Origin of the sequence: Plastoroseomonas arctica, from assembly GCF_018128965.1 — a bacterium.
Lineage (GTDB): Bacteria > Pseudomonadota > Alphaproteobacteria > Acetobacterales > Acetobacteraceae > Plastoroseomonas > Plastoroseomonas arctica.
In genome coordinates, this window is sequence record NZ_JAAEDH010000004.1 from 97,480 (window position 1) to 123,022 (window position 25,543).

The 25,543-nt window shown below is 70.0% G+C and carries 14 protein-coding genes; 8 read left to right on the forward strand and 6 right to left on the reverse strand.

Going from position 1 to position 25,543, the window contains the following annotated elements; genetic code table 11:
* Positions 1-274 precede the first annotated feature (274 nt).
* Genes GXW79_RS05585 through GXW79_RS05595 form a run of 3 tightly spaced genes read right to left on the reverse strand, consistent with a single transcriptional unit; the run spans position 275 to position 2,537 of the window.
* On the reverse strand, positions 275-670 hold the full coding sequence (locus GXW79_RS05585; RefSeq protein ID WP_211873360.1) for a nuclear transport factor 2 family protein: 396 nt from the start codon (positions 668-670) through the stop codon (positions 275-277).
* Positions 670-1,548 carry an alpha/beta hydrolase gene (locus GXW79_RS05590; RefSeq protein ID WP_211873361.1) on the reverse strand — a complete coding sequence of 293 codons (879 nt, stop codon included), beginning with the start codon at positions 1,546-1,548 and terminating at the stop codon, positions 670-672. The genes GXW79_RS05585 and GXW79_RS05590 overlap by 1 nt, the downstream gene beginning before the upstream one ends.
* Positions 1,549-1,553: 5 nt before the next feature.
* Positions 1,554-2,537 carry a Bug family tripartite tricarboxylate transporter substrate binding protein gene (locus tag GXW79_RS05595; RefSeq protein WP_211873362.1) on the reverse strand — a complete coding sequence of 328 codons (984 nt, stop codon included), beginning with the start codon at positions 2,535-2,537 and terminating at the stop codon, positions 1,554-1,556.
* An 88-nt stretch (positions 2,538-2,625) separates the two neighbouring features.
* Here GXW79_RS05595 and GXW79_RS05600 point away from each other — a divergent pair, with 88 nt between their 5' ends.
* The 7 genes from GXW79_RS05600 to GXW79_RS05630 all read left to right on the forward strand — a co-directional run bounded on the left by GXW79_RS05600 (position 2,626) and on the right by GXW79_RS05630 (position 10,408).
* Positions 2,626-3,573: a LysR family transcriptional regulator gene (locus GXW79_RS05600; protein ID WP_211873363.1), complete on the forward strand. Its 948-nt coding sequence runs from the start codon at positions 2,626-2,628 to the stop codon at positions 3,571-3,573.
* A gap of 597 nt (positions 3,574-4,170) precedes the next feature.
* On the forward strand, positions 4,171-5,553 hold the full coding sequence (locus GXW79_RS05605; RefSeq protein ID WP_211873364.1) for an amidohydrolase family protein: 1,383 nt from the start codon (positions 4,171-4,173) through the stop codon (positions 5,551-5,553).
* 40 nt (positions 5,554-5,593) lie between these two features.
* Positions 5,594-6,559, forward strand: a complete 966-nt coding sequence (locus tag GXW79_RS05610; protein WP_211873365.1) for a Bug family tripartite tricarboxylate transporter substrate binding protein — start codon at positions 5,594-5,596, stop codon at positions 6,557-6,559.
* Between the two features lie 392 nt (positions 6,560-6,951).
* Positions 6,952-7,488 (forward strand): pyridoxamine 5'-phosphate oxidase family protein, encoded by a 537-nt coding sequence (locus GXW79_RS05615; protein ID WP_211873366.1) that lies wholly within the window; start codon positions 6,952-6,954, stop codon positions 7,486-7,488.
* A 268-nt stretch (positions 7,489-7,756) separates the two neighbouring features.
* On the forward strand, positions 7,757-8,539 hold the full coding sequence (locus tag GXW79_RS05620; RefSeq protein ID WP_211873367.1) for an aspartate/glutamate racemase family protein: 783 nt from the start codon (positions 7,757-7,759) through the stop codon (positions 8,537-8,539).
* Between the two features lie 93 nt (positions 8,540-8,632).
* Positions 8,633-9,613 carry a Bug family tripartite tricarboxylate transporter substrate binding protein gene (locus GXW79_RS05625; RefSeq protein WP_211873368.1) on the forward strand — a complete coding sequence of 327 codons (981 nt, stop codon included), beginning with the start codon at positions 8,633-8,635 and terminating at the stop codon, positions 9,611-9,613.
* 561 nt (positions 9,614-10,174) lie between these two features.
* The gene (locus GXW79_RS05630) at positions 10,175-10,408 is read left to right on the forward strand and encodes a hypothetical protein (RefSeq protein WP_211873369.1); all 234 of its coding nucleotides are present in this window, start codon (positions 10,175-10,177) and stop codon (positions 10,406-10,408) included.
* A 68-nt stretch (positions 10,409-10,476) separates the two neighbouring features.
* Here GXW79_RS05630 and GXW79_RS05635 read toward each other — a convergent pair whose 3' ends face one another.
* From GXW79_RS05635 to GXW79_RS05645, 3 genes are read right to left on the reverse strand one after another with little or no spacing between them, the layout of a single operon-like run.
* Positions 10,477-12,702: a transglycosylase domain-containing protein gene (locus GXW79_RS05635; protein WP_211873370.1), complete on the reverse strand. Its 2,226-nt coding sequence runs from the start codon at positions 12,700-12,702 to the stop codon at positions 10,477-10,479.
* Positions 12,699-18,380: an alpha-2-macroglobulin gene (locus tag GXW79_RS05640; RefSeq protein WP_211873371.1), complete on the reverse strand. Its 5,682-nt coding sequence runs from the start codon at positions 18,378-18,380 to the stop codon at positions 12,699-12,701. The genes GXW79_RS05635 and GXW79_RS05640 overlap by 4 nt, the downstream gene beginning before the upstream one ends.
* 13 nt (positions 18,381-18,393) lie before the next feature.
* Positions 18,394-23,331 carry a hypothetical protein gene (locus GXW79_RS05645; RefSeq protein ID WP_211873372.1) on the reverse strand — a complete coding sequence of 1,646 codons (4,938 nt, stop codon included), beginning with the start codon at positions 23,329-23,331 and terminating at the stop codon, positions 18,394-18,396.
* Positions 23,332-23,795: 464 nt separating this feature from the next.
* Between GXW79_RS05645 and GXW79_RS05650 the strand changes: the two genes are divergently transcribed.
* On the forward strand, positions 23,796-25,538 hold the full coding sequence (locus GXW79_RS05650) for an N-acyl-D-amino-acid deacylase family protein (RefSeq protein WP_211873373.1): 1,743 nt from the start codon (positions 23,796-23,798) through the stop codon (positions 25,536-25,538).
* The last annotated feature ends 5 nt before the right edge of the window (positions 25,539-25,543 follow it).

The following is a 25,543-nucleotide window of genomic DNA, read 5'->3' on the forward strand; positions in this document are numbered from 1 at the left end:
TTCACCCCAGCGAAGCTCCGCTGCTGATTCAATGTCGCCGGCGCCGCTGCAGCAGACATCCTGTTGCGCGCTGCGCGGCCCAGACACGCACTGTTCGTCACCCTGTGTTCCGCGCCGCCTTAGCTCAAGCCAGTCTCCGCACCGTTGCTGCGGCGCACGGCGTCATCGGCGCGCCGGAGACGTCTAAGCAGAACAGGTCCGCACGGTGGCGGTTCAGGCAAACATGCCAACGGCCAAACTCAGGCGATCGAGTTTGCCCCGCACGTCTCTTGCGCTAACCACCTCGGAAGGACGAAACCACAACCTCTTTCCGAAAGGTGTCCTTACGAGCGATCCTCCCATCGCGGAACGTGAAGACGTCGACGCCGCGGACCTCGATGACTTCGCCGTCCGGTTCGGTGCCGCGGAACGTCCATTCCGATACGCCCCGGTCGAGGTGGACCATGTGCGTCGCCTCCTCCCAGCGCGCGTCGGGCCAACGCCTCCACGCCCAGGGAAGAGCGTCACGCAGCTCGGCCAACCCCACATGGCGCGTGCCCCAAGGCTGCGGTCCAGAGGCGGCCTCGAAGACGCAATCCTCCGTCACCATGGACAGAAGCGCCTCGATGTCGTGCCGGTTGTACGCCTCGGCGAAGGCGTGCAGTAGCGCCTCGTGCGATACCGCCGACATCACCGCGTCCAGCCGCGCAGAGCATCGAGCATCGTCGCCTCGACTGTCAGACCGGCGCTCGTCATGGCCTCCGCCGGGTACCAGTGATCGTGGCCTGGCACATGGACCGCCCGCGCCTGGCCATCGGCCCGGCGGATGGCTGACGCGGTCCCCTCGACGCCGGCCGGGACATAGGACAGGTCATGCTCCGCCGCGATGAGGAGCGCCGGCGGCAGGCGGCGGCCGGGGCGAAGATGAGCCTTTAGATCTGCCTCCTGTATCGTGCCGGACAGGGCGATGACCCCCGCGCAAGCGACCCCCTCGCCATAGGCTGCGTAGAGTGCGGCGCGCGCGCCGGCGGACCATCCTCCGACGACGATCCGCTTCGGGTCCACGCTGAAGCGGTCGGCTTCTCGATGCACCCAGCGGATCGCCGCGGCCACATCGTCGATCGCCGCTTCCATGGCCCAGGACACCTCCCGCGCGGTGATCGGCGCCAGACCCATGATTTCCCGTACCTCGGCGATGCGCCCGGTGGGCACGCCGTCGGGCTCGGTCAGGACCGGGGTGTCGCCGGGGTCTGGGTCGGCGGGAGCCAGGCGGTAGTCGACCGAGAAGCAGGCGATGCCCTGCGCCGCGAAGCGCCGGCAATACTCAGCCATGGCGGTGTTCGTGACGCCCGGACGCGCGATCGTGTCGTCCTCCTTGCTGCCGCGATGGAAGGCGCCACCAAAGGCAAGGATGAGGGCCGGCCCGACGGAGTTGGGCGCTGCGTCCGGCAGATAGGCATCGAGGAAAAGGCAAACCTCGAGCATCGGCCCGCCTCCGCCGGCATAGCCGATGCGGGCCGTTCCGTAGACCAGGTCGCGCAGGACGCGGACAGGCGTGATCGGTCGCATCGGCCTCAATCCAGCTCGATCCGGGATGCGCGCGCGACCGCGCCCCAGGCCTCGACATCGCGCCCGAAGCGCGCGGTCCAGGCCGCCGCATCGAGCGGCGGCTCGATCGGCAGCGACCCGCCGGCGATGATGCCGTCCCGCACGCGGGGGACGGCGACGGCGCGCACGAAGGCGCGGTTCAGACGCTCGATGATGGCAGGCGGCGTCGCGGCAGGCGCGAACACGCCGTGCCAGCCCACGGCCTCGAACGGCACGCCGGCCTGCGCAAGCGTCGGCAGGTCGGGCAAGGCGGGGGAGCGATTCGGCCCGGTGATGGCGATGGCGCGCAGCCGCCCCGCGGTCACATGCGGTGTGATCGACACGGCATCGAGGATCGCCACGTCGATCTGGCCCGACAGGATATCCGGCATCGCCTGCGCGCCTCCGCGATAGGGCACATGGGTCATGCGCCGCCCCGCCTCCGCCCCGATCCGTTCGCCGACCAGATGGGGCGGCGTGGCGATCCCGAAGGACGCGAAGGCCACGTCGGCGCCGCGGCGGCGGATGTGGTCGAGTAAGTCCGCCACGGAACGGATGGCGCTCTCCGGCCGGACGACGAGCAGCAGCGGGACGGTGGCCAGCAGCGCCACACCGGTGAGGTCGCGGCGTGGGTCGTAGGCGAGGTTGCGCTGCACCGAGGGCGCGATGGCGAGGGCACCCGCCGTCAGCAGCAGTGTGTAGCCGTCGGGGGCCGAGCGCGCGACATGCTCGGACCCGATATTGCCGCCCGCCCCGACCCGGTTGTCCACAATGAGCGGCTGTCCGAGATCCTCGCGCATCGGCTCGCCCAGGAGACGTGCCACGATGTCGGTGCCGCCGCCGGCGGGGTAGGGTGTGACGAGACGGATCGGGCGGTTCGGGTAGGCGCCCTGCGCCCGCGCAGCGTCGAACGGCACGATCGATGCCAGCCCGGCGGCGAGGAGGGTGCGGCGGCGCAGGGTGCTGGCCATGGGATATCTCCAGGAGAAACCCCTCCCTGCCATGGAGGCCTGCCGGCTTGCCAATACCCTATCGTGCAACGGATCATGCCAACCCTGCATGACCTTGGAGGGTCCCGTGCTGGAGTTCCGCGACCTGGTGCGCATCGAGGCGATTGCAGCCGAGGGCGGGGTGGGCAAGGCGGCGCGCGCCCTCGGCATGACGCAACCTGCCTTGACCCGGGCCGTCACCGCGATCGAAGCGCTGCTGCGCGCGCCGCTGTTCCGGCGAAGCCGACGCGGCATGGAGCCAACCGACCTTTGCCGCACGATCCTGGCCGACGCCTCGGACATCCTCGTTCGCATGCGTGCGCTGCATGAGCGGATCGGCGCGGTGCGCGGCGGCTCGGGCGAGGAACTCGTCGTCGCCGCGGGGCCGTTTCCCTTCGAGACCACCTGCGTCGCGGCCGCCGTCGCCTTCGCGCGGGCGATGCCCCGCGTGCGGCTCCGGCTCGACATCCTGCCCTGGCCGGCGGCGCTCGCGGCGCTGAGGGCCGGCACGGCGGACCTTGCCGTCATCACCGGCCACGAGGTGAGCGACGGCGCCGAGTTCGCGATCGACAGCCTTCCCTCGCAACCTCTTCTGCTCGTCGTGCGGAGCGGGCATCCGCTCACCCGGCGCGCCCGGCCGACCCTCGCGGAGGCGCTCCGCTTTCCGCTCGTCACCACGGCGCACCTGTCGACGCGGATGCATGCGGCGCTGGCCGAAATCCGCGCGGCCTCGGCCGGGCGACACCCCGACATGGCCTTCCCGGCCATGCTGATGGAACCGATGGGCGCCTGGGTGCGAGTCGTCCGCGCTTCCGACGCGGTCGCCATCGTGACGCATGCTCCGGTCGAGGAGGCGGTCGCCGCCGGGCAGCTCGTCGTGTTGCCTGTTGGCGCGCCATGGCTGGCGACAAGCCACGTCGTTCTCAGGAACTGGAGGCGGGCGCGTTCGGAGGCCTCGGACGCCTATCTCCTGGCCTTGCGCGAGGCTGCTGGAGCCTCCGCGGCCGTGCGACCTTAATTAAAGTTTTGGCCCTCTGGAGAACTCGACGGAAGGAGATGCGGCCCAGCCGGAGGCTCCGGCAAGCAGGCTCAGACCGCCTGAACCATCTGAAGCAGCCGCGACCTCGGCGCTCAATTCCGAGTAGTCGACATTAACGGCGTGCCGCGTGGTGCATGTGTAACTGTCCGTGATTGCCGAGGCGGGGCAGGACATGGTCTCGGTGCTCAGGAACCTGATCGGTCGCCGCGATTCGGCCCACTGACCGAAACGCAGACTCTCGGCCACGGAAGTGACTGCTCGCAGTCCCACATCAGTCAAGTCGGTCAAAACGTTCCTAGTTCACCCATCGAGTTGCCGAGCGAAGCCTGCGCCGCGGCATTTCTCGCGTACACCTCGCCGTAGGCCATTCGTGGACGCCGACGCCGTGGTAGCTTAGCCAAACCTGCCGGAGCGTCGGCTAGTGACCTACGCGCGTATCGGTCCTGCCGGAGGGAGTGCCTCTGGGTACGAACGGCCCCTCGTTGCTAGGTCCAGTTGTGGCTGGACCAGGGGTCCGACTAGGCTCCCCGAAATTGATGAATTTTATTGGGCTGAAGACTGTTCAGGAGCGGATGCATGACCTTGGTGATCTCTCCGCGCTGGGCATGGGATGCCGAGAACGGCTTGCGCGAAGGCGTGCATGTGATCGTTCGCGACGGCCGCGTGGCGGATGTGGTGCGCGATGCGCCGACGCTGGATGCCGAACGCATCGCCGCGCCGGATGCGCTGCTGCTGCCCGGCCTCATCAACCTGCACAATCATGCGCTCTCGGCGCCGCTGTTTCGCGGCCTGGCGGACGACATCGCGCCAGGCGACCTGCCGGGCCACATCGTCTACGCGCTGCTGATGCCGCTCGGCGACGTCGTCGCCGCGTGCATGACCGAGGAGGAGATCGGTGACGCCGCGGAGATGGCGCTGCTGGAGGGGATCCGCAGTGGCATGACCGCGCTGCTCGATGTCTTTCGCCCCGCGCAGTGGCCCTTCATCGAACGCGCCCGGCGGCTCGGGCTGCGGAGCTGGTCCTGCCCCTACCTGTTCTCCGAAACCATCGGCATGACCGCCAAGGGCAAGGCGACCTACATGCCCGCCGCCAGCACCGGCCTCGAAGAGACGATCGCGCTGTTCGATCGCTACGATGAGGGACCGCAGGGCCTGACCCGGGTCGGCTTCGGTCCGCACGGCCCGGATTCCAACACCCCCGAGCTGCTGCGCCGCGTGGACCGGGAGGCGCGCGAGCGGCAGACCATCGTGTCCATCCATGCCGCGCAAAATGCGATCGAGATCACCCGCGTGCAGGACCAGCACGGCACCGGCTCCATCGAGCATCTGCGCCGCCTCGGCCTGCTGCGGCCTGGGGTGGTGCTGGCGCATGGCATGTTCGCGACGGACGAGGAATTCGCAACCATCGCGCAGGAGGGCGCGGCGTTGGCCTCGTGCCCGCTGGCCTTCGCCCGATCGGGCCGCTTCGTGCCGCTGGCACGGATGGAAGCCGCCGGGTTGCGCCTCGGCATCGGCACGGACGGCGTGACGCTGGACGTGCTGCAGGAGATCCGCACCGCCTCCGTCTTCGCCAAGGTGCAGTCGGGACGGCCCGATGGGCTGTCCGCACCGCGCATCCTGCGTGCGGCGACGCGCGATGCCGCGCTCGCGCTGGGCCGCGATGACCTGGGCCTTATCGCGCCGGGTGCGCGCGCCGACCTGGTGATGTTCGACCTAGGCTCCTCGCGCTACCAGCCGGTCTGGGATCCGCTGAAGGCGCTGCTGACCAATGGCAGCGCGGCGGACCTAGTGCTGAGCATGGTCGAAGGCCGTGTGCTGTTGCGCGACGGGCGCGTGACCGTTGCCGATGAGGCCGCCGTCACGCGACTCGGCCGTGCCGCGATCGAGCGTGTCTGGCGCGAAGCCACGCGACGAGGCGCCATCCCGCCCCGTATCCTCGAGCGCGCCGCCTTTCGCTGAGCGCGTGACATTTGCGTCCTGTCATTTGAGAGATCACCGCATGCTCCGTCGTAGCCTCCTGCTCACCGCCCTGGCGGCACCCGCCGCGGCGCAGGGAAGACGGGCCATCCGCCTCGTCATCCCATTCCCACCCAGCGGCGCGACGGACATCGCCGGCCGCCTGCTTGCCGAACGGCTGACGGCGCTGCTGGGACAGTCCGTGGTGGTCGAGAACCGGAGTGGCGGCGGCGGGCTGGTCGGCGCCGATGCGGTGGCCAAAGGCCCGGCCGACGGCACGATGCTCGGCTTCATTAGCGCCGCCACCCTGTGCGGCGCGCCCTTCCTGCAGGCCAGCATGCCCTTCGACGTGCGGCGGGACTTCCGGTTCATCAGCCAGATCACCGACAGCGCCGTGGTGCTGGTCGTTGGCGCGCAGCAGGCCGATCGGTACGGCTGGACCGACCTGGCCTCGGTGTTGGACTGGGCGCGGCGTCATCCCGGCAGCTTCCGCGTGGCGTATGCGGGCGCGGGCGCAGTGTCGCACCTGGCCATGGCGGCGCTGGTGAAGACCTCCGGGCTGGACATTTCCCTGGTGCCCTACCGCGGCGGCGCCCAGGCGGCGACGGATGTGATGGCCGGCACCATCGAAGCCAGCGCCGACCTGCCCGGTACTGTGATGTCGTTGGTCCAATCCGGGCAGTTGCGGATGCTCGGCGTATCTTCCGGCACGCGCCTCGCGCTGTTGCCTTCGGTGCCGGCCTTCGCCGAAACGGCCGGGCTACAGGCGCTGGACATTCGCTCCTGGAATATGATCGTGGTGCCCGCGGCGACGCCGGACGCGGAAGTGGCGCGGCTGCATGCGGGGATCCGCCAGGTCGGCAGCTCGGCGGAGTTCCGCGACGCCATGAAGCCGCTGGGCTACGATGCGGTCACCAGCGCGACCCCTGAGGCGGCTGCGACTCTGGTCCGTGAAGAAACACCTCGCTGGGAGCGGCTGGTGAGGGAATCCGGCGCGCGGGCGGATTAGCTCGCGAAATGGCGAGGTCTGCCGATGCCTTGGAAGGGCACCGATGCAGCTTCCTGGACGGCGAGCCTTGCGCGAATGAGGAACAGCAGGCGACCAGGAGCACATGAGCCGAGCCGGAGCCCGCCGACCATCGTGGCGACAGCACGCTGGCACGTCTCGGACGTGCCGCTCGGCACCTTCCAGTTCCCGATATTGGCGGCACCGCTGGCTGGTCGAACTCATCGATTGCCCTGCCGGCGACAGCGCCGGGCTTGAGGCGGAGGCCTGTGATGCCTCGGATCGGCTTGCTCGCTCTGCGCCACTTGGCCGGCAGATTGTATCGGCAGGGCGGAGACGCGGCGCACCGGTTGGAGCCTTCGAGAACCGGAAGCAACAAAGGCTTCACTGCGACGTTGAGCCAGTTCGATCGAAGGAGACGCACGGTGAAAGAACGGCAAGACGACAATCCGAAACCACCCGAAGAGGTGCGCGACCGCATCTGGGAACTGGCAGAGAAAATCGACATCTGCATGTTCACGACCTGGGATGGCCAGGAACAGCAGAGTCGCCCGCTATCCGCCCGCGTTCGCAAGGACGAGCACGCGGTCTATTTTCTGGTCGACGAAAGCGGTGAGAAGAACGCCCAGCTCGAACGCTTTCCAGCTGTGTCCTGCGTATGGGCCGACAACGGCAACTACAAGTATGTGCTGATCTCGGGCCAGGCTCGGGTGAGTGACGACCGCGCTAAGATTGCTGAATTGTGGACGCAGGCCGACCTGGCTTGGTGGGAAAACGCCGATGATCCGTCGATTCGCGTCCTCACGGTAACTCCGGAGCGTGGCGAGCTTTGGGATAGCCCCGGCAAGGCCATGGCGCTGGTTAAGATGGCGTCGGCGATCATCACCGGCGACGCGCCGAAGATGGGCGACAACGCCAAGGTCGACTTCTAGCGATTGGCTGCGCGGACAAAATTTGGCGGCGCGCCGACGCCTTGACGCTTAGGTCAATAGCGTTGGCTTTCACCCACGAGCTTTTCCGGATAAAACGTTAGGTGTGCCCTGGCTGCGGATCGTCGACGAACCTGATTACGTCGCCTGTGACCGCGGCACCCGATCACCCACGGGCATGCTCAACATTCACGCTGACCTGTGATGCAGCGGCGATTTGGTTTTCTCAACCCTTGCTTGTTCGACTGATCCCTCAATCCTAGAGTTGGTCATGACAACGTCGAACCATGACCATCGCCCTGTTGCCGAAGTCACCGCGCGCCTGGATCGACTTCGCCGCCTCGTCCGGGTCGCTTTTGTCATCGGCGGTTATCCCGAAGCAGAGTTTCGACGCCGTGAGTCCGCGGCCCTTTCCTACGCAACGTCTGGGATCCAAATTGGCATCGTGCGCGCTGAGGCATCACCTTTTGTCCAGGGCCTCACGCCGGCAGAGGTTCAGCTCGCTGCACCAAGCTTCATCGCCGCCTATCGTGAAGCCGAGCGAGAGGGCTACGACGCCGTAGTCCCGCTGGGGACGCTTGATCTTGGCGTGGATGGCGGCCGCTCAGTCGTCGATATCCCCGTAATCGCTCCCACCGAAGCCATGCTGCACGTTGGCTGCCTCCTTGGCGATCGACTGGGCGCGGTTGTCTATCACGACGACCTCATCCCCATGTTGCGCGCGATTGTCCGTCGCTACGGGATGGAGGAGAAGGTCGTTGGCTGGCGCTCGACGGGTTTCGATCTGCCGGACATCAGCGCCAATGCAACGGCGATGAGCGAGGCCTTCGTGCAAGCTGCACGCAAGCTTGTGCGCGAGGACGGCTGCGACGTGATCCTCGCCATGGGCGTGACGCAATGCCCGGTGCTGCTCGACCCCGCCTGGGTGGAAAGTGAAGTTGGTGTGCCTGTGGTCGAGGGGATCGGCGCGCCGCTGCACCTTGCGGGCATGCTGGCGTCACTCAGCCTGCGCCATAGTCGATCACGGTGGCGCCGCTCCAGTGCTGTCGTGTAGCGCATCGAGGAAGCAGCGGGCAGCCGCAACGTCCATGCAGTGAAAGTCTGACCTCGCTACCCGCAAGTCCAAGAGAACAGAATATCCATGGGAATGATGACGATGACGACGAGGCGTAGGGCATTGCTGGCGGTCGCCACGACCCTCACGACAAGTGCGCGCGCGCAGGAACGCAGCTACCCTGATCGCTCGGTAACGATCGTCGTGCCCGCCGCGGCGGGAGGTGGGGGCGACTTCGCGGCTCGTCTTCTCGGTGACGGGTTGAGTCGAGAGCTGGGCCAGACATTTCTCGTCGATAATCGCGTGGGAGGGGGCGGGACCGTGGCCGCCATGACGGTCGCCCGAGCGTCACCCAATGGGTATACCGTGCTGCTCGCCTATTCAGGCACCCACGTCACGTTTCCTTCGCTCTTTCCGAGTCTGCCATGGGATCCCGAACGTAGCTTTACGCCGGTCGCACTAGTTCTGAGGGCTCCGCATGTCATCGTCGTGCGCAGGGATCTCGCCGCTGCAACGCTGGCTGAATTGGCCGATCTGGCCCGGCGCAACCCGGGCCGGTTGACCTATGCATCCTCGGGTGCCGGCACGATCCAACATATCGGCGGTGAATGGCTCGCTGGGATATTCGGCGCACCCATGCTGCACGTTCCCTATCGGGGGGCAGGCCCAGCGATGAATGACCTCGTCGCCGGCACCATTGATATGATGATCACCACGCCGCCGGCTGTCGTCGGCCTGTTACGGGACAGTTCGATAAGAGCGCTCGCCATCGCTTCCACGACACGCCACGAAATGTTGCCGGGGGTGCCGACTACCACCGAGGCAGGCTTCGCGGAATTCGAGCTTGAAGCCTGGTTTGCTATCTACGCTCCCGCTGGTACGGCCCGGTCGGTGATTGACGGTCTGTCGAGCGCGGTTCGCCGCGCCGTTGTTGAGCCTGTATTTCAGCGCCGCTCGATCGAGGCTGGGACGATTCCAGCCTTTATGGACCCCGAGGAACTCGCCGCTTTCACGCGTTCCGAGTTAGGGCGCTGGTCGGAAATCATCCGACGCCTCGGAATACGTTCCGAGTGATACGCTCACCTGTCTGGTCGCCGCGATCTCACCGCACAACCGAAGGAGTCACGCTCACTTTGTGACGGTCGCAGCTAGGCTCGAGCGAGTATGCTCGACACCATCTAGCGCTTCGTCAACCTGCGGTGCGATCCGAGACGGTACTGGGGATACTTGCAACAGAGAGGGAGGCGGGCAAGTAACTGGGAGCGACGCCGGATGCATTGACGCTGCAGCGGCCGCTACCGAATGAGCACTGTTGGAAGTGGCGCATGCCTGGGTGTGTTTTCGAGGCCACTACCGCGCCTGGCGCATCGGCTTAGTTTCATAGTCGGTTGTCGCTCTAATGTGCCGCGATCATGATGAGATCATCGCTGGCAGATCGAAGCACCTCGCCACGCATCATCTGACTTGGCTCGTTGCTGCGGCAGAGCGAATGGTCGGTGACCGACAGGGAACGATCTGACAATACGGAGACGGCGATGACGCGCTGCTCCCGTGCCGCCCCGACCTGGGCTGCCCGGCGGGGTCCCGGCAGTAGGGGTCCGATCGTCGTTCGTCCGAGACCCGGAGACAATGACGATGAATTTTTCTGACACGCAGTCGATGATCTTGCTGGCTGCCGCGCAGCACAAGGCGAGACTGGCCCGAGCGCCGAAGACCCTGCCCGCCGCCCCCTTACTGGTCCTTGCCGTCTACAAGGTGGTTCCGGTGCTACGGCTCGCGGGGCTCTCGGTGACCTTAGGCATGGCCTTCCTGATCGATATGAGCCTGGCATGTCGGGGTGTGGAGGGAGCTCAGCTTCGTCGGTGCTGAGGCTCGGACTGATCGACTGGCACCGATGCTTGGTGGTGGTGGCGTCCGAGGCCTGACGCCGAGCTTCGCTATTCCACCACGATCCGCACCTGGCGCGAGGCCGTCTCCCCTGACGGCAGCCGAAGCTGAAATTGATGGATGCCCGGCGTCATCGGCCAGTACACCGGCTCACCTGGATCGGTGATGGCAAACGGTTCGCCATCCACATGCCAGACCACCTGCGGCACCGCCAGCCGGACTGCAGCGCGAAGAGTGATACGGTTCAGCCGCGGCAGGGCCTCGGGATTGCGCCAAAATCGGCTGTTGTGCTCGGGGGAAACCACCGAAAGGCGTTGCACCGGCGAAGCGCGCAGTTCCACATCACCCGGCGGTGTCAGGTCAAACTCGGCTCTCGCACCCAGCGCGTCTTCCGCCGGCAGCCATTCCAGCAGGGTCGGACCACAGGCGCCGTCATCCGGCCGCCCGGTGCGGGCGCACAGCGCCACAGGTGCGGTCCCATCCGGCGCGGCGAAGCCGCCGGCGACCAGCGCATCGGCCGAGGTCCCATGCAGGTCGAGCAGGATCGCCTGCGCGATCGCGCCCGCGGCCTGCCCGCCGGTCACACCCAGCATCGGCCCGGCATCGGCGCGCCCCACCCAGACGCCGACCAGGAACGCGTCGGACCAGGCGACGATCCAGGCATCGCGGTAGCCCTGCGAAGTGCCGGTCTTCAGCGCCACGGCAAAGGGGTATTCGGTGGTCCCGTGCCGCTGAAAGCTGGGCAGCCGCGCCTGCGGGTCGGCCAGGAACAGCGTCACCTGCCGCGCCGCTGACTGCGGCATCAGCCGGCGCGGCGGGGCGACGCGCTGCCCATGATACCAGACCAACTCGCCCAGCACGCCATCCTCGGCCAGGGCGCCATAGGCGCGTACCAGCCGGTCGAGCCCGGTCGGCAGCGACCCCACGGCCATGGACAGGCCGAAATGCGCGGCCGGGACCTCGCTATCATGCAGGCCCAGTTCGCGCAGCTGCTGGAAGGCGCTCTCCAGCCCGATGCGGCGCAGCAGGTTTGCGGCGGGGATGTTGCGCGAATTGGCGAGCGCCTGGCGCGGCAGCAACGGCCCCAAAAAACCGCCATCGGCATTGCCAATACCCAGCGACCGGTCGGGCAGGTCGGCCATGATCTCGTCTGGCCTGAGGACGCCGCGTTGCAGCGCCAGCGCGTAGAGAAACGGCTTGAGCGTGCTGCCCGGCGAGCGGCTGGCCACGCTGTAGTCGAAGGCGCCGCCCGGCGTCGCCGCGTAGCCGGCGGATCCCAGCGAGGCCAGCACCTCGCGCGTGCCGCGTGCCACCACCAGCACCGCCACCTGCTGCGCCCCTGCCGGGCGCAGCGCATCCAACCGGGCCTCCGCGAGCCGCGCAACGCGGGCCTGCAAGCCGAGGTCGACCGTGGTGCGCAGGCGCGCATCCCCGGGGTCGAGGCCGGCGATACCCACACGGTCCACTATCTCGCGCAGCCGCAGCACCAAATGCAGCGCATCGGGTCGCAGCGGCTGGGCCGGAAGGACGAAGGCGGCAAGCTGGGCCGCGGCGGTGGCGTGTTCCTCGGGCCCGATGGCACCCTGCGCGGCCAGCAAGGCGAGGGCGCGATGGCCGCGCGCGACCGCGCGCGCGAGCCCCTCCGCGTGCCGGGGATTGTGCAGAGCGGGGGCCTGCGGGATAGCCGACAGCAACGCGATCTCGGCCCAGCTCAGGTCGCCCGCGGGCTTGTCGAAGTAGTACCGCGCCGCGTGGCCGATGCCGTGGCTGCCGTTGCCGTAGGGCACGAGCCGCAGGTACTGCGCCAGCACCGCCTCGCGACCATAGCGCAGCGTCAGGGCGATTGCGGTCCCCGCCTCGACTGCCTTGGCCCAGAGATGACGCGGGCCCGGATCCTGCATCCGCGCCACCTGCATCGCGATGGTCGAGGCTCCCGAGCGGCGCCCGGCGCCGGTCAGATTGTTCCAGGCTGCGCGCAGCACGGCGGCAGGGTCGATGCCGGGGTGGTAGGCAAAGCGCTGATCCTCCAGCGCCAGCATCGCACGCGCCACGCGCTCGGGCGGTGTGACCGGCCAGTAGCCGTACTCCGCCATGCGGCCGAAGCCCCGCACCTCCCGCTCATGCCCGAGCTGGGTCAGGAAGGCCCCGTGCCGATCGGTCAGGATTGGCGTGGCATCTGGGGCGCGCAACTCCGCGCGGCGGGCGACCTCGGCGCCGTAGACCGCAAGCAGCAATACGGCCGGCGCCGCCCAGGCGAGGAGGCGCCAGCGCCTCAAGGGGCGATGACCAGCCGCAGTCCCGCACTCGCTCCATGGACGCCCGCGCGATAGAGCATCTCCACCTCGCCGGGCGGCTGGGTGAAGCTGCCGGCGATGTTGGCGCGCATCCGCAGCGCGATGCGGTGATTGCCGCTCGGCAGCGTGGTGAACACCGCCGAGAGCCGGTCATCGCCATAGGCCACCCAATCGGGCTGGGTGCGCGCGCCGGGTGACGGCGTCGCCTCGGCCGGCGCGGTGGCCAGAGCGGGGTTCAACGGCTCCATCCCCGCAGCCATCGGCAAGGTCAGGGCGACGTGGACGCGGTCCTCCGGGTTCACCCATTCCGCCACTTCCTCGACAATGTCACCGAGGCTGAGCCGGATTGCGCCGTCGGGGCCAGGGGCGAGGCGCTCGAGTGGCCCACCGCCCGGCGACACGCGGAACAGCGCGCGGGTCAGCACGAAGCCCTCCTGTACGGCCGGTGCCTCGGCGCCCGGCTGGACCGGCAGATAGCGCCGCTCTGCGAGCACCAGCACCGGCACGCCGCCCTGGTTCTCGATGCGCGAGGCCCCGGCGTTGTTGACGGTCCAGCTCATGACCGGCGTGTTCGGGCCGAGTGCCGCAGTCTGCGGCCCTTGCGGCAACACGACCCGCACCGCTGACGTGCCAGCGTCCGCGCCCCAGCCGGCGGCGAGCGCACGCAGCGCGCCCGCGTCGGCATTGGCATTGCCCCAGCCATTCGCGCCGCCCAGGCGCAGCAGCCCGTCCCGCAGCAAGGCGAGGCGCGGCTCCTGCGGCGCCGCACGGCTGACGGCCAGGGTCAGCTCCGCCAAGCCGCGGGTTTCGGACGGCAGGATCAGGGGATTGCCACCGGTTTCGCTCAGCCCCGCATAGGCCGGCCGGCCATCGCGGTTGAGCACCCGCACCCTGCCCCACAGCGTCTCCAGCAGCACCGGCAGCATGGCCTGGCTGTCGGGCGGCAGCATGGCGATGGCGGCGGCCGCCTGGGCAAGGGTTTCGGTCGGCATCTGGCCGGCGCGGCGCGCGAGCTCGGCGGCATAGGCCGGTTCCAGCTTGCCGGCCTCGGCGAGCGCGGAGAGCGCGGCCACCCGTTCGCGCAGTTCCTCGCCGCGCATTAGCTGCGGGTAGTCCGACCGCAATGCGCGGGTCAGCACCTCGGCGAGGCGGTCGACCATCGGCCGGTCCACCGCCTGCCCGGCCTGCGCGGCGGCGGTCAGGAAGCGGTAGGCGCTGGCGGTCAGCCAGACGCTGCCGCGCTGGCGGGGCCAGAAGGCGACCAGCCCATCGGCATCGGTTGCCTGCTGGATGGCGCGCTGGGCGGCCCGCACATCGGCCGCCAGCCGGTCCTGCAATCCGGCCGCGGTCTGCAGCGGCGCGAATGGCGCGAGTGCGACCGAGGCCGCAGCGAGGGCAAGGCGCTGCTCGGTGCCGCCATAGGGGTTGGCGAGCAAGGCACTCATGCCGCCCAGCAGCCGCGCCACGGCGGCATCGGTGGTCACGCTCAGGCGTCCGGCATGGCTGCCCGGGCGTACCGGCTGCGTCGGTGGTGGCCAGACCGCGCTGCCGCCAGGTGCGACCGTGAGAATGACGCGCTCGCGCAGCGGCGGGCGGTCGGGCTGGATGGGCAAGGTCAGCTCCACCGCATCGCCGGCGCCATCGGCCGTCCGCCGCACAAGGAAGCGCAGCCGCGCCGCATCCGCGCCCGCGGGCGGCACGGTGACCTGGAAGCCCAGCTGCGCCGGCCGGTTCGGCTGCCACGCGATCGCCTGCGTCGCCGGCCCCGTCAGGGTCAGCCCCTCCGCCGCGAGGCTCGCCTGCCCGGCCCCTCCCGGCCCCTCGATGATGCGCGCGATCACCGTCGCCTCGAAGCGGTCGCCCGGGCGGAGGAAGCGCGGCAGTGCCGGCTGCGCCACCAGCGGCTGCCGCACCCGGATCTCTCCGACCCCGAAGCCGAACCGGCTCGGCCCGCTGATCGCCTTGGCACGCAACCGGAACACGGTCAGCGTATCGGGCAGCCGCACCCGAATGCGCGCCAGCCCGTCGGCGCCTACCCGTACGCGCGGCAGGTACACCGGCACCGGGGTGAAGTTGCGCCGGACCGAGACGTTCTCCTGCGCCCAGGCCGCCTCGCCCTCGTCGCCGCCGGGGTTTTCGTCCAACGGGATGATGCCGAAGGCCAGGCTGCGTGTGTCCCTTGCCGCCATCCGCGAGGGCCGGTCCACGACAAAGTTCCGCAAGGGATCCAGCGGTTGTTCGCGCGCCAGGGACAGCACCGCCTGATCGACCAGCCAGAAGGCGGCCTCGCCGGCCACCGGCCGCCCGGCCTCGTCCGACAGGCGCAGCGCAACCTCCACCTCCTCGCCCGGGCGGGCGGTGGCGGGCACCTGCAGCGCCACCTGCACGCGGTGCTGGACGGGTGTGACGTTCACCCAGGCCGTCGCCGCCAATGTCACCGGCCGCCCCTGATCGAAGGGGGCCGTGGCCGAGGGCGGCGGCCCAGCCAGCCGGCCGCGCATCAGCAGCACATGCACCGCGACGCGCGGCATCTGCTCGCGCCGCACGGTCAGGCTGTAGCGAGCGAAGCCGTTGGTGATATCGACCCAGTCGTAGCGGAACCGTCCCTCCGGCTCCTCGATGACGACCAGGGCACGCGCGTTCTGGAACGGGCTCTGGATCAGTACCGTCGCCGTCTCGCCGGGCGCGTGGGCGTCGCGCTCGACGCTGAGGGTCACGGTCTGCGCGGGTGGGCGGGGCCAGGTGACGGGCGTGTCCCCGGCCATGAACAGATCCACGCGCACGGTTTGCCGGCGGCCCAGGCGGTCCTCGGCGTCGAGCTGGACGAGGTAGACCCCGGCCTCGTGTGCCTCAAAGCGGAGCGGCGTTGCATCGGCCGCGCTGGTCAGGCTGCGTTCCTCGATGACCTCGTCCACCGTCTCGGTCTCGTAGCGCGCCGCGCCCTGGCTGAAATCGCTGGCCTGAAGGGTGGATATCCAGTTGCGCCGGATCAGCCGTGCCGTGACCGCGATATCGGGCCGCGCCCGTCCCTCCGCATCGGTCACGATCATCTCGGCATCGATGGCGCCGAGCGAGGCGATGTGTCGCGGCACCTTCAGCCCCAGCACCAGCGCCGGCAGTGCGACGACCGATTGGGTGCTGCGCACCTGGATGTCGTCATCGCCGGTCACGGTCGCTTCGATCACGTAGCGGCGCGGCTGCGCGGTCGGCTCCACGCTGGGGTCGAGCACCAGGCGGGCCGTGCCCGCATCATCGGTGCGCGTCTCGCGGTTCAGCACCGGGGAGGAGCGGAATTCCCGCTGTGCCGAAAAGCGGCTGTCGCTGCTGAACCAGAACCCGTCGCGCGCGGGCGGCGTCCAGGCGTGCGGGAATTGCGTCACGCGCCAGCTCACCGGCCGGTCCGCGGCCAGGCCGCCGGCGAAATAGCGCGCCAGCAGCTCGACCGAAAAGGGCGCGTCCAGCGGCACCGGCGTGGGCGCGGTCAGCAGCGCCTCGAAGCTCGGCAGGCGATAGGCCTCCTTCTTGAAGGTGGTCTCGCCGCAGGTCGCACCCTCCGCATTCTCGAACCGCACGGTGTAGTCGCCGGTCGCGTCCGTCTGCTCCGCGAATAGGTGATGGACGCCGCCGGCATCGGTGGGGGTGACGGGGATCCGCCATTCCTGGTCCGCCGGGCCGGAGATCACCAGCGTGCCGGGCGCGCGCCAGAACTCCAGCGCGCCGCCGCTGTAGCGACGCACGAAGGCCTGGATATGGACGGGATCCTCTGGCCGGTAGATCGGCCGTTCGGTGAAGACGTGGCACAGCAGCTGCGGCGCCGGGCGCCGCTCCGACACATCCTCCTGCGTCCAGCCGAGCCAGCGCCCGCCGCCGGCCGCCCAGTTCCCCTGCGCGTATTGCGGCGGCGGACGACCCGGGTCGAGCACCAGCGTGTCGTTGCCCTTGAGGATGACGATGCGGCGCAGTTCGCGGCGCAGCGTGTCCGGCCTGCTGCCGGCGGCGGGCGCGGCCCAGACGAAGCTGCCATCCGCGCCGGTCACGCCGCGCGCCAGCGTCACATAGGCCTCGCCGCGCTGGCCATCGAGCAGGATCTCGGCCCCTTCCACGGGCCGCGCGGTGCTGAGCGAGGTGACGTGGAAGCGCACCCGATCCACCTCCTCGACCGTGGTGAGCACCAGGTCCGTCACCTGCACGCGCATCCACCGTCGCACCCCGCCATCCACCGGGCGAACGCCCACGAGGTAGGCGCCGGGCTGCTGGGCCCCGGCGATCCGGGCGAACATGGGCGCAGCATCGATCCCGAACCGCGCCGTGGTTCCGCCGCGCTGGATTGGCAGGTTCACCATCTCCGACACGCCGGGCGAGCCCAGGGCGCGGATGCGCGCGGCCAACGCGGTTCGGCCCAACGCCGCCGTACCGGCCCAGGGTGTGGGCTCGTTGCCGGACAGCGGCGGCGCCGCGCCATCGTCCGTCTCCAGGCCATTGGCCGGAAACGGCCAGAAGTCGCGGCCCAGCGGCGGGATGGCGTGGATGCGCAGATCGGCCCGCGCATGGCCCTGGCCACGCAGCGGCAACATCTGCGGGCCGAGCCGTTCGACCAACCCCTGGCCGGCATCCCAGGCGAGGCTCGGGCGCTCGGCTTCGAAGCTGAAGCGGGTGCCGGCCGCGGCGGTCGCGAGCGCCCGGCCGCGGTTGTCGCGCAGGCTGCCGGCCTCGATCCGCACCTCGTAGATCGTGTCGGCCCGGAACCGGCCGCCCAGCACCCAGACCGGGCCATTGGCGGCCACCACCGCCAGGTCGTCGACCGGCGGCGTGATGCGCACGGCCTGGCGCAGCTGCATGGCATCCACCGCCGCCGGTTCCTCCGAAAAGCGCAAGGTCAGCCCGCGGCGGGACGCGCCGGTCGGCGTGCATCGCAGCAGCCCATCCTGGGTCTCGCCGGAATAACCGCGGCCGCAGGTGGTGCTGGCCAGGGTGAAGGGCGCGACGCCGCGCAGCCGCAGTTCGAAGGCGGGATCGTCCAACCCGGGCTCATCCGAAAGCCGCAGCCTCAGTCGCACGACCTGGCCATCGGCGACCGGCCGGTGCAGCACGACAAGGTAGCTGGCGGGCGCGGCGCGCGTCTGGCGCTCGATCGGGCGGATGGCGAAATCCTGCGCCGTGAGCGTCTGAACCACCGCGCCCCTGACGTCGCGCAGCTCGATGCTAAGCAGCCGGGCGAGGGCCGCAGGATCGACCGGATCGGCGAAGGTGAGCGCGATGGTATCGAGGTTGGGCGTACCGAGGCTGGCCGCGTCGGGGCTGGTGCGCATCGGTGCGGAGAGCAGCGGGACCAGCCGCGTGGTGCGCCCGGCCGCGGTGATGGCGATGCGCTGGAGGGGCTGCCAGGGCTCCGTCGGGCGGAACTGAAGGGCGCGCGGGCCCAGCCACTGCCAGGCGCCGGGGATGGCGGGCGCCATGGTGACCAGGCGCTCGGGCACATCCTCCGCCCCGCCCTGGGCCGGGCCCTGGTCGGTGTCGAACAGCACGGTCACCGCGTCCCACCGTCGCAGGAACCGGTCGGGCACGACGGTCGCGCCATCGGCTCGGGCCAGGCGGTCGAGTGGTTGGGCGTGGGCCGGCGCGACCGCCAGCAGCGCCAGGCAGAGGATCAGTCGGATCATCGGTGCTGGATCCTCAACGCGTGGCTGCCGGCAACACGCCGGTCAGGGTCTGGTACTGGCGGGCGATCTCGGCCGGCGGGCCGCTCGGGCGTGGGACCAGGCCCACGATCGCGGGGCGGATCTCGGTGGTCGCGGCATCCGGCGGCACCCGCGCTTCGATGATGTAGCGCCCGGCCGGGAGGCGGCGCAGCTGGGCCACGCCTTCGCCTGCCGGCGTGCCGTCGGCGGCGAGGATGCGCACCGCGACCCGGTCCGGCGCCGCTCGCACGCCCAGGCCAACCATCGCGGCGCGGGCAAGGTCGAAGCCAAATAGCGCGGTGCCGCCGGGTGCCACCAGGACCGGCTCGCCGATGCCCTCGGCCAAGGTCAGTACCGGTGCGGCGCTGAGCTCCAGCGTGCCGCTCAGCGCGCCGTCCTGCGGCGCCATCAGCCGCAGGGTGGTGGGGCCGGCCGGCAGGTAGCGCTGGAACTCGGCGCCGGCCGGAAAGACCTCTGGCGGTGCGCCGCCGAGCGCGAGGATCACGGGGCCGGTGCTGCGCGCCTGGAACAGCACCGGCGCGGCGGGTGCCAGCCGCAACGCCATGGCCGCCCCGGCGAGCGGAAGGTGGCCCACCAGCGGGGCGTCCTGCGGGGCTGCCTCGGGGAAGGGATCCCCCTCGCCCAGCCAGGCGAGGATCGGCCCCGGCGCATGGTCCAGCACCAGCAGGCCCGGGCCGGACGCACGCAGGTCGGCGCCGCTCCGCACCGCGCCATCGGCACCGACCAGCTGCACCCGCCCCGCACCAACGACGCGCAGCCGAGTCCCGGGCGATGCCTCCACCGGCAGTGCGACGGAACCCGCGGCACCGAAGAAGCGGCGCAGCGGCTGGCCCGCCCGCAGCCCTTCGACCGCGCGACCGAGCGCGGCCGCCTGCACCATCGCAGGCGCCGCCTGCGCCGCGGTATTGACCAGCAGCAGCTCGGTCCAGTCGCCATCGAGCGTCCGGCTGAGCGGTGCGTCCCCGGCCCAGACCGTGACGGCCTCAGCACCGCGCCATCCAAGCACAGCGGCACCACCGGCGGGCAGATCGAGCCGCAGCCGCTTGGGCCCCGGCGGCAGCAGCAGCGGTTGGGCGGCGTTGCCCGCGAGCGCCGCGCGGAAGCCATCGCCGATGTCGAGCGGCGGCGCCAGCGCGGGGTTGATCGCCCGCAGCGAGGCGCGGATCGGCCCCGGCCCTGCGGCATTGCGCAGCCGCAGCCAGGGTCCTTCGGCAAGCGCCAGGCTCGATCCGGGAGCGACGCCCATGCCGCGGCCGGCATCCAACGCCGCGACATCCACGCCGCTCTCGGCCAGCCAGAGCCGGCCCGGGCCGTCGCCGGCCGGTAGGGTGGCGGTCTGGCCTGCTTCCAGGGTCAGGATCAGCGGCCGCGCGCCGACGATTGCGGCCGTGGCTTGCAACGGCGCGGCAGCCGGCGCCAACAGCCACAGCCTCTCGGATTGCGGCGCGACGATACCGCCGACCACCGGAGCCAGACCGGTTGCCGCGCTCGCCTGTCGCAAGCCCTCGCTGTCGAGGGAGACCAGCGCCGATCCGGGCACCGCCACCAGCGCCACATGCAGCCCGTTGCCGAGCTCGGCGGGCACCGGCACCACCTGGCCCAGCGCCTGGGCAGGCGGCGCGGGGAAGCGCGCCGCGAAGCGGATGGACGCATCGCCGCCATCGACCCGCCAGACCACCGCGCGCAGCACCATGCCCGCCTCGGCCGGCACCGCTACCACGGCGGACTTGCCGCGCTGGCTGGTGAGCATCTGCCAAGTGCCGTCACTGCCCTGGCGTTCCAGGCTCAGCACCACCTCCTCGACCGACTCAGCGGCGGCGAGGACGAGGCTGCCGGGTGGGGGCACCGGCAGGGTCAGGCTGTGCACCCCGGTGGCCTGCAGCACCGTCGCGCCCTCGGCGGAGGCATGCTGCGCAGGCAGTGATTCCGGCAGCGTCAGCCGTAGGATGCTGCGGGCTGGCTCCGGCCCCTCTTCAGGCTCACCGGGCTCATCGTAGCGCGGGGACGGGCGCGGCTCGTCGCTCTCCTCGTCGCCATCCTCCGCCTCGGCGGCGCGCCGCAGTCCGGGCGCCGGAACCGCCGGCGACAGGCCCAGCACGTAGCGCCCCGCGGGCAGCCTGCGGGAGAGGGCGATGTTCCAGTCATCCGCCCGGTCATCCTCTCGAAGCACGACGCGCCCCTCGGCGTCGCGCAGCGTCGCGCGGATATCCGTCGGGCCGAAGCTGGTGATGTTCACCACCCGCTCGGACTCGATGGCGAAGCCGATGCTGCCGGACGGGTTCACCTCGCGGGGTGCATCGGGTTGCAGATCGGTACTGGAGAGGATGAGCCGGTAGGGCAGCCGGTCGTTGCGAGCCAAGGCGCGGGCGCTGACGCGGTAGCGCCCCGCGGGGAGCACGCCCGCGAAATTGCTGCCATCCGCCAGGGCGCCGATCCGTTGCGGCGCATCCAGGCGATGCAGTTCGGCGCCCATCCCCTCGGTGATGGCAAGCGTGATCGGAGACGGTCCGAAGAGCGCAAAGTCCCACAGGTCGGGCGTGCGCGGGGCGTCCGGCGCCGCCGGTTCGCGCCATTCATGTACTGCCGCGTTGGCGAAACCCAGCGCGTGCGGCCCATGCCCTGCGGTCGGCGGTGGATCCCCCAGAGGCGCAAGGCGGGCAACGACCCGGCTCGGCACATCGGCCGGCAGCACCACGAGTCGGTAGCGACCCGGCGCGAGGTCCTGCTCCGTCCCGTCGAGCGCGCCCGCCGGCAGCAGCGGCCAACCATCCGCATCCTCCAGCCGCGCGGTCACGGCGCGGCCGAGCGACAGCAGGTCGAGCCGGTAGGTGGCCGCCTCGGTGATGTCGATCGGGATGGTCAGCCCCGCCCCTGCGGGCAGGCTCGCGCGGCTGGTGGCTCCCGGTAGAAGGATCGCGGCCTGCTGCATCGGCAATGGGCGGACCACCACGCCCACGCGGCCACTCGACTCCTCCGCCGTCACGCTCAGTCGATACGCGCCGGCGCCAAGGTGGCGCTGGATCAGCATGTTCTCGCCAACGCCATTGCCCACCGCCTGGTCCAGTGGCGCGATGAAGGCGGTGCCAATGCTGCCGGCGGTGCGCAACCGGCCCAGCGTCTCGACGCGATAAAGCCCGCCCTCCGGCAGCGTGACGGCAAAGCTGCGCACGCCGCCGCGCGCGAGGTCGAAGTAGAACGGGCGATCGACGGCGAGCGTCGCCAGCGCGGGCAGCGGCCTCGGTATAGGCAGAACGGCCTGCGGCACCGGCAGGCGCCGCGCAATCATGAGGTTGCGCGCCACGGCGCGGGCCGGCACCTGCAGCAGCAGGTCCTGCGCGGCGGGACGGGCCGGGACCCGAAGCGAGATGGCGTCCGGCCCGGTGCCGGCGAGCAGGCGCGCCCCGCCGATTTCCGTCACCACCACCTCATCCACCGGCACCGCGACCAAGGCGCGTTGCAACGCGACGCCGGGAAGCTGCGTGACGGTGACAGCGCCCGCGTCGAGGTCGAGCGGCAAGCTTCGCGTGATGAGCGCCATGCTGCCACCCGGCACGCTGCCGCCGGCCAGGCGCAGGGTGGACCCCTCGGGCACGCCATGCCGCCCGAGGTCAAGCACCGGATCAGCCGGCAGCGGTGGCGCCGGCGATGCCGGCTGCAGCGCCGGCGGGCCGATGGTGAGATCGAGCACCCCCTGGGCACCGCGCACGGGCGCAAGCCGCAGCAGATACCACCCTGCCGCCACGTCCCAGGTGGTCGCAGCCTCGCCATCGGCCCGCGCATAGGACGGGGCGGCCTGCGCGGCCGGTGCGAGCACCGGCTGGAACGTGGCGCCCAGGGCGACGCCGCTGGTCCGCAGCAGGATGGGACCTGGGGCGGTGACTTCGACATAGAGGCTGCTGGGCCCGCGCAGGTTGAAGCTCGCGCGCCAGGCGGCGGCCGGTCCGATGCGTGGTCCGTGCGACGCGAGGATGGCGGCCGGACCATTGGCGGGTTGGAGGGCGAGGATCAGCGTTGGCGGGACCTCGTCCCCACCGAAACCGGCGGCCTCGGCCAGCCGCCAATCCGGGGTGGGCCGGGGCGTGCCGGGGGGCGGCGTTCTCGCGTCGGGGAGTCGTTCAGTCAGGATCACGCCGCCAAGCGCTCGGAGGCTGTAGGCTTGGCCTTCGCGACCATGGATTTCGACGAAACGTGGCTGGTTCTGCCGTGGGCCGGGGCGCAGCACCGTGGAGGGATTGCGGCTTTCCGCGGCGATGGACGCGGTAGCGATCGCGTCGCCGGTGCGCACCCGCAGTGTCGCTGCCTCGCCCGCCGGGACCGTCAGGCGATACAGCCCGGCCTGGGAGGTCACTTCGAAGACCTCGCTGCCGAACAGGCCGATCTGGCCGGCGACCGCGCCCTCATCTAACGCGCCCGACCAGCCCATCCGCAGCGAGAAGGGTTGCGCGGCATCGCCATAGGCCCAAGGCAGCGATTCGCCGCCATAGGCTGTGACCCGGTAGGTGCCGGGCTCGAGCAGCGGGGCCAGCAGGATGCTGCGCAGCGGGCGACCGGCGCGCGGTTCCAGCAGGCTTGCGGTCGCGTCGACCGCGACGAGGTCGCCATGCTCCGTCCAGATCCGCAGATCGCCCAGCCCGCGGCCCGCCGCCTCCAGGCGGATCGAGCGCCGGGTGCCGAGGGTGAACCAGAGGCTGCGCTGCTGGAGGTCGCGCAGCTCGGCGTTAAGCGGCTGCGCTGGCCCGATGGGTGCTGGCGCGGCGGCCTCCTGGAATGGCTCGACGCTGAGCCGCGCGATGCCAGTGGCGTTGGGGGCGCCGGCTGTGCGCAGCTTGTAGGTTCCAGTATCGAGCAGCACGTCGAGCCGGCCGTTCTCGACACCGGGCACGCCCGCCCATTCGCCCGGGCCGCTTGCCATGTCTACAAGCTGTAGAGCGGTGCCGGCCGCACTTTCGGCGCGGATCGAAAAGCGCCCAGGCCGCTCGACGTGCAGTAGGGCGTCAGCTGTGTCCGCGGCCGGGATCTGCGCCACGGAAAGCCGCGCCTGCGCTGCCGGCAGAACCAGGGCGCTGGCCGGCGGTGTTGGCTGGGGGGATCTGATGGGCTGCGCATTCGCCGGAGGGTGCAGGACGAGAATCAGTACCAGGATTGGGAAAAATCCAGACGACCGTTTCAGCGGTTGCAAAGCTGGACCTCCCCCGATGCACCACGCGGCGGCCACTCATCTGGCGCTGTGCCGCTAACTCCCATTGGTAGTGCACAGCTTCGAGCTTGTCTGCGGATTTGCCACGGAAGCCCCTATGCGCCGAGCGCCGACAATGCCTAATCTGACTTCTGGGAACGCTGAAATCGCCGGCCAATGATCCTTCGCAGGAGCATCCCATGGCTGACGCAACAAGCATTGTGATTCGCAACGGCACCATCGTGGATGGCACCGGCGGGCAGCCTTACCGTGGCGACGTGGCCATCATCGGCGATCGCATCGTCGAGGTCGGCACGGTCACGATCAAGGGAGATCGCGAGATCGACGCTACGGGGCTGCTCATCACACCCGGCTTTGTCGATATCCACACGCATTACGATGCGCAGGCCATGTGGTCGAACCGGCTCGACCCCTCCTCCTGGAATGGCGTGACTACGGCGATGATCGGCAATTGCGGCGTGGGCTTCGCGCCGTGCAAGCCGGCCGACCGGGAGATGCTGGTGGCGCTGATGGAAGGCGTGGAGGACATCCCCGAAGTGGTGATGACCGAAGGTCTCGACTGGAACTGGGAGACCTTTCCCGATTTCCTCGACCGCCTCGATGCGCGGCAATTCGACCTCGACCTCGTGGCCCAGGTGCCGCACGCCGCCATCCGCGTCTATGTGATGGGCGAGCGCGGCTTCCAGCGCGAACCCTCCACGCCCGCCGAGCGCGCGGAGATGGCGCGCCTCACGGTGGAGGGCATGAAGGCCGGTGCGGTCGGCTTCTCCACCTCGCGCGCCATCGCCCACAAGACGCTGGCTGGTGAACCCACGCCGACGCTGGGCTCGGCCGAGGAAGAGCTGGCCGTGATCGCCGAGGCAGTCGGCGACTACGGCAAGGGCTGGCTGCAGGTCATCTCCGACTTCGACGAGCCGGAGGAGGAATTCGCCCTGCTCCGCCGTGTGGCCGAGCGCAGCAAGGGCCGCGCGATCTCCATGACCTTCGCGCAGCGCGAGAACGACCCCAAGCGCTACAAGCGCCTGCTGGAACTGCTCGACGAGGCGAACAAGGATGGCGTGAAGATGCTCGCCCAGGTGATGGGCCGCCCGATCGCCATCAACCTCGGCTATGAGCTGTCCATCAACCCGTTCTGCGAACGCCCGTCCTACAAGGCGATCGCGCATCTGCCCTTCGCCGAGCGCCTCGCGATCCTCGCCACGCCGGAGATGCGCGAGAAGCTGCTGGCCGAGACCACCGAAGACCCGATGCTCAAGCGCCGACTGAACACCTACACCAAGATGTTCGAACTCGGTGACCCGGCGGATTATGAACCGACGCCTGAGGATTCCATCCAGGCGCGCGCCGATGCGGCCGGTATTCCGGTCGAGTCCTTCGTCTACGACCTGCTGCTGCAGAAGGGCGGCAAGACCACGCTCTATCGCCCTGTCACGAACTACGTCGAGGGCAACCTCGATGTGTGTCTGGAGATGATGCAGCACCCCAACACGGTGATGGGGCTGGGCGATGGCGGGGCGCATTACTCCTTCATCTGCGACAGCTCCACCGTCACCCATTCGCTGATGCATTGGACGCGCGACCGCACCCGCGGCGCCAAGGTGCCGCTGGAATGGATGGTGCGGAGGCTGACATCAGACGCGGCGAACGCCATCGGCCTGGCCGATCGCGGCGTCATCGCGCCGGGCTATAAGGCGGATGTGAACATCATCGACTATGCCGGCCTGGCCATCGGCCCGCTGGAGGTCGCCTATGACCTGCCGGCCGGCGGCAAGCGGTTGATCCAGCATGTCAAGGGCTATTTGGCCACCATCCTCTCCGGCGTGGTCGTCACCGAGAGCGGCAAGGCCACCGGCACGCTGCCGGGGCGCCTCGTGCGCGGCGTCCAGGCGGCGCCCGAAACCGCAAGGATGGCCGCCGAATAGGGGCG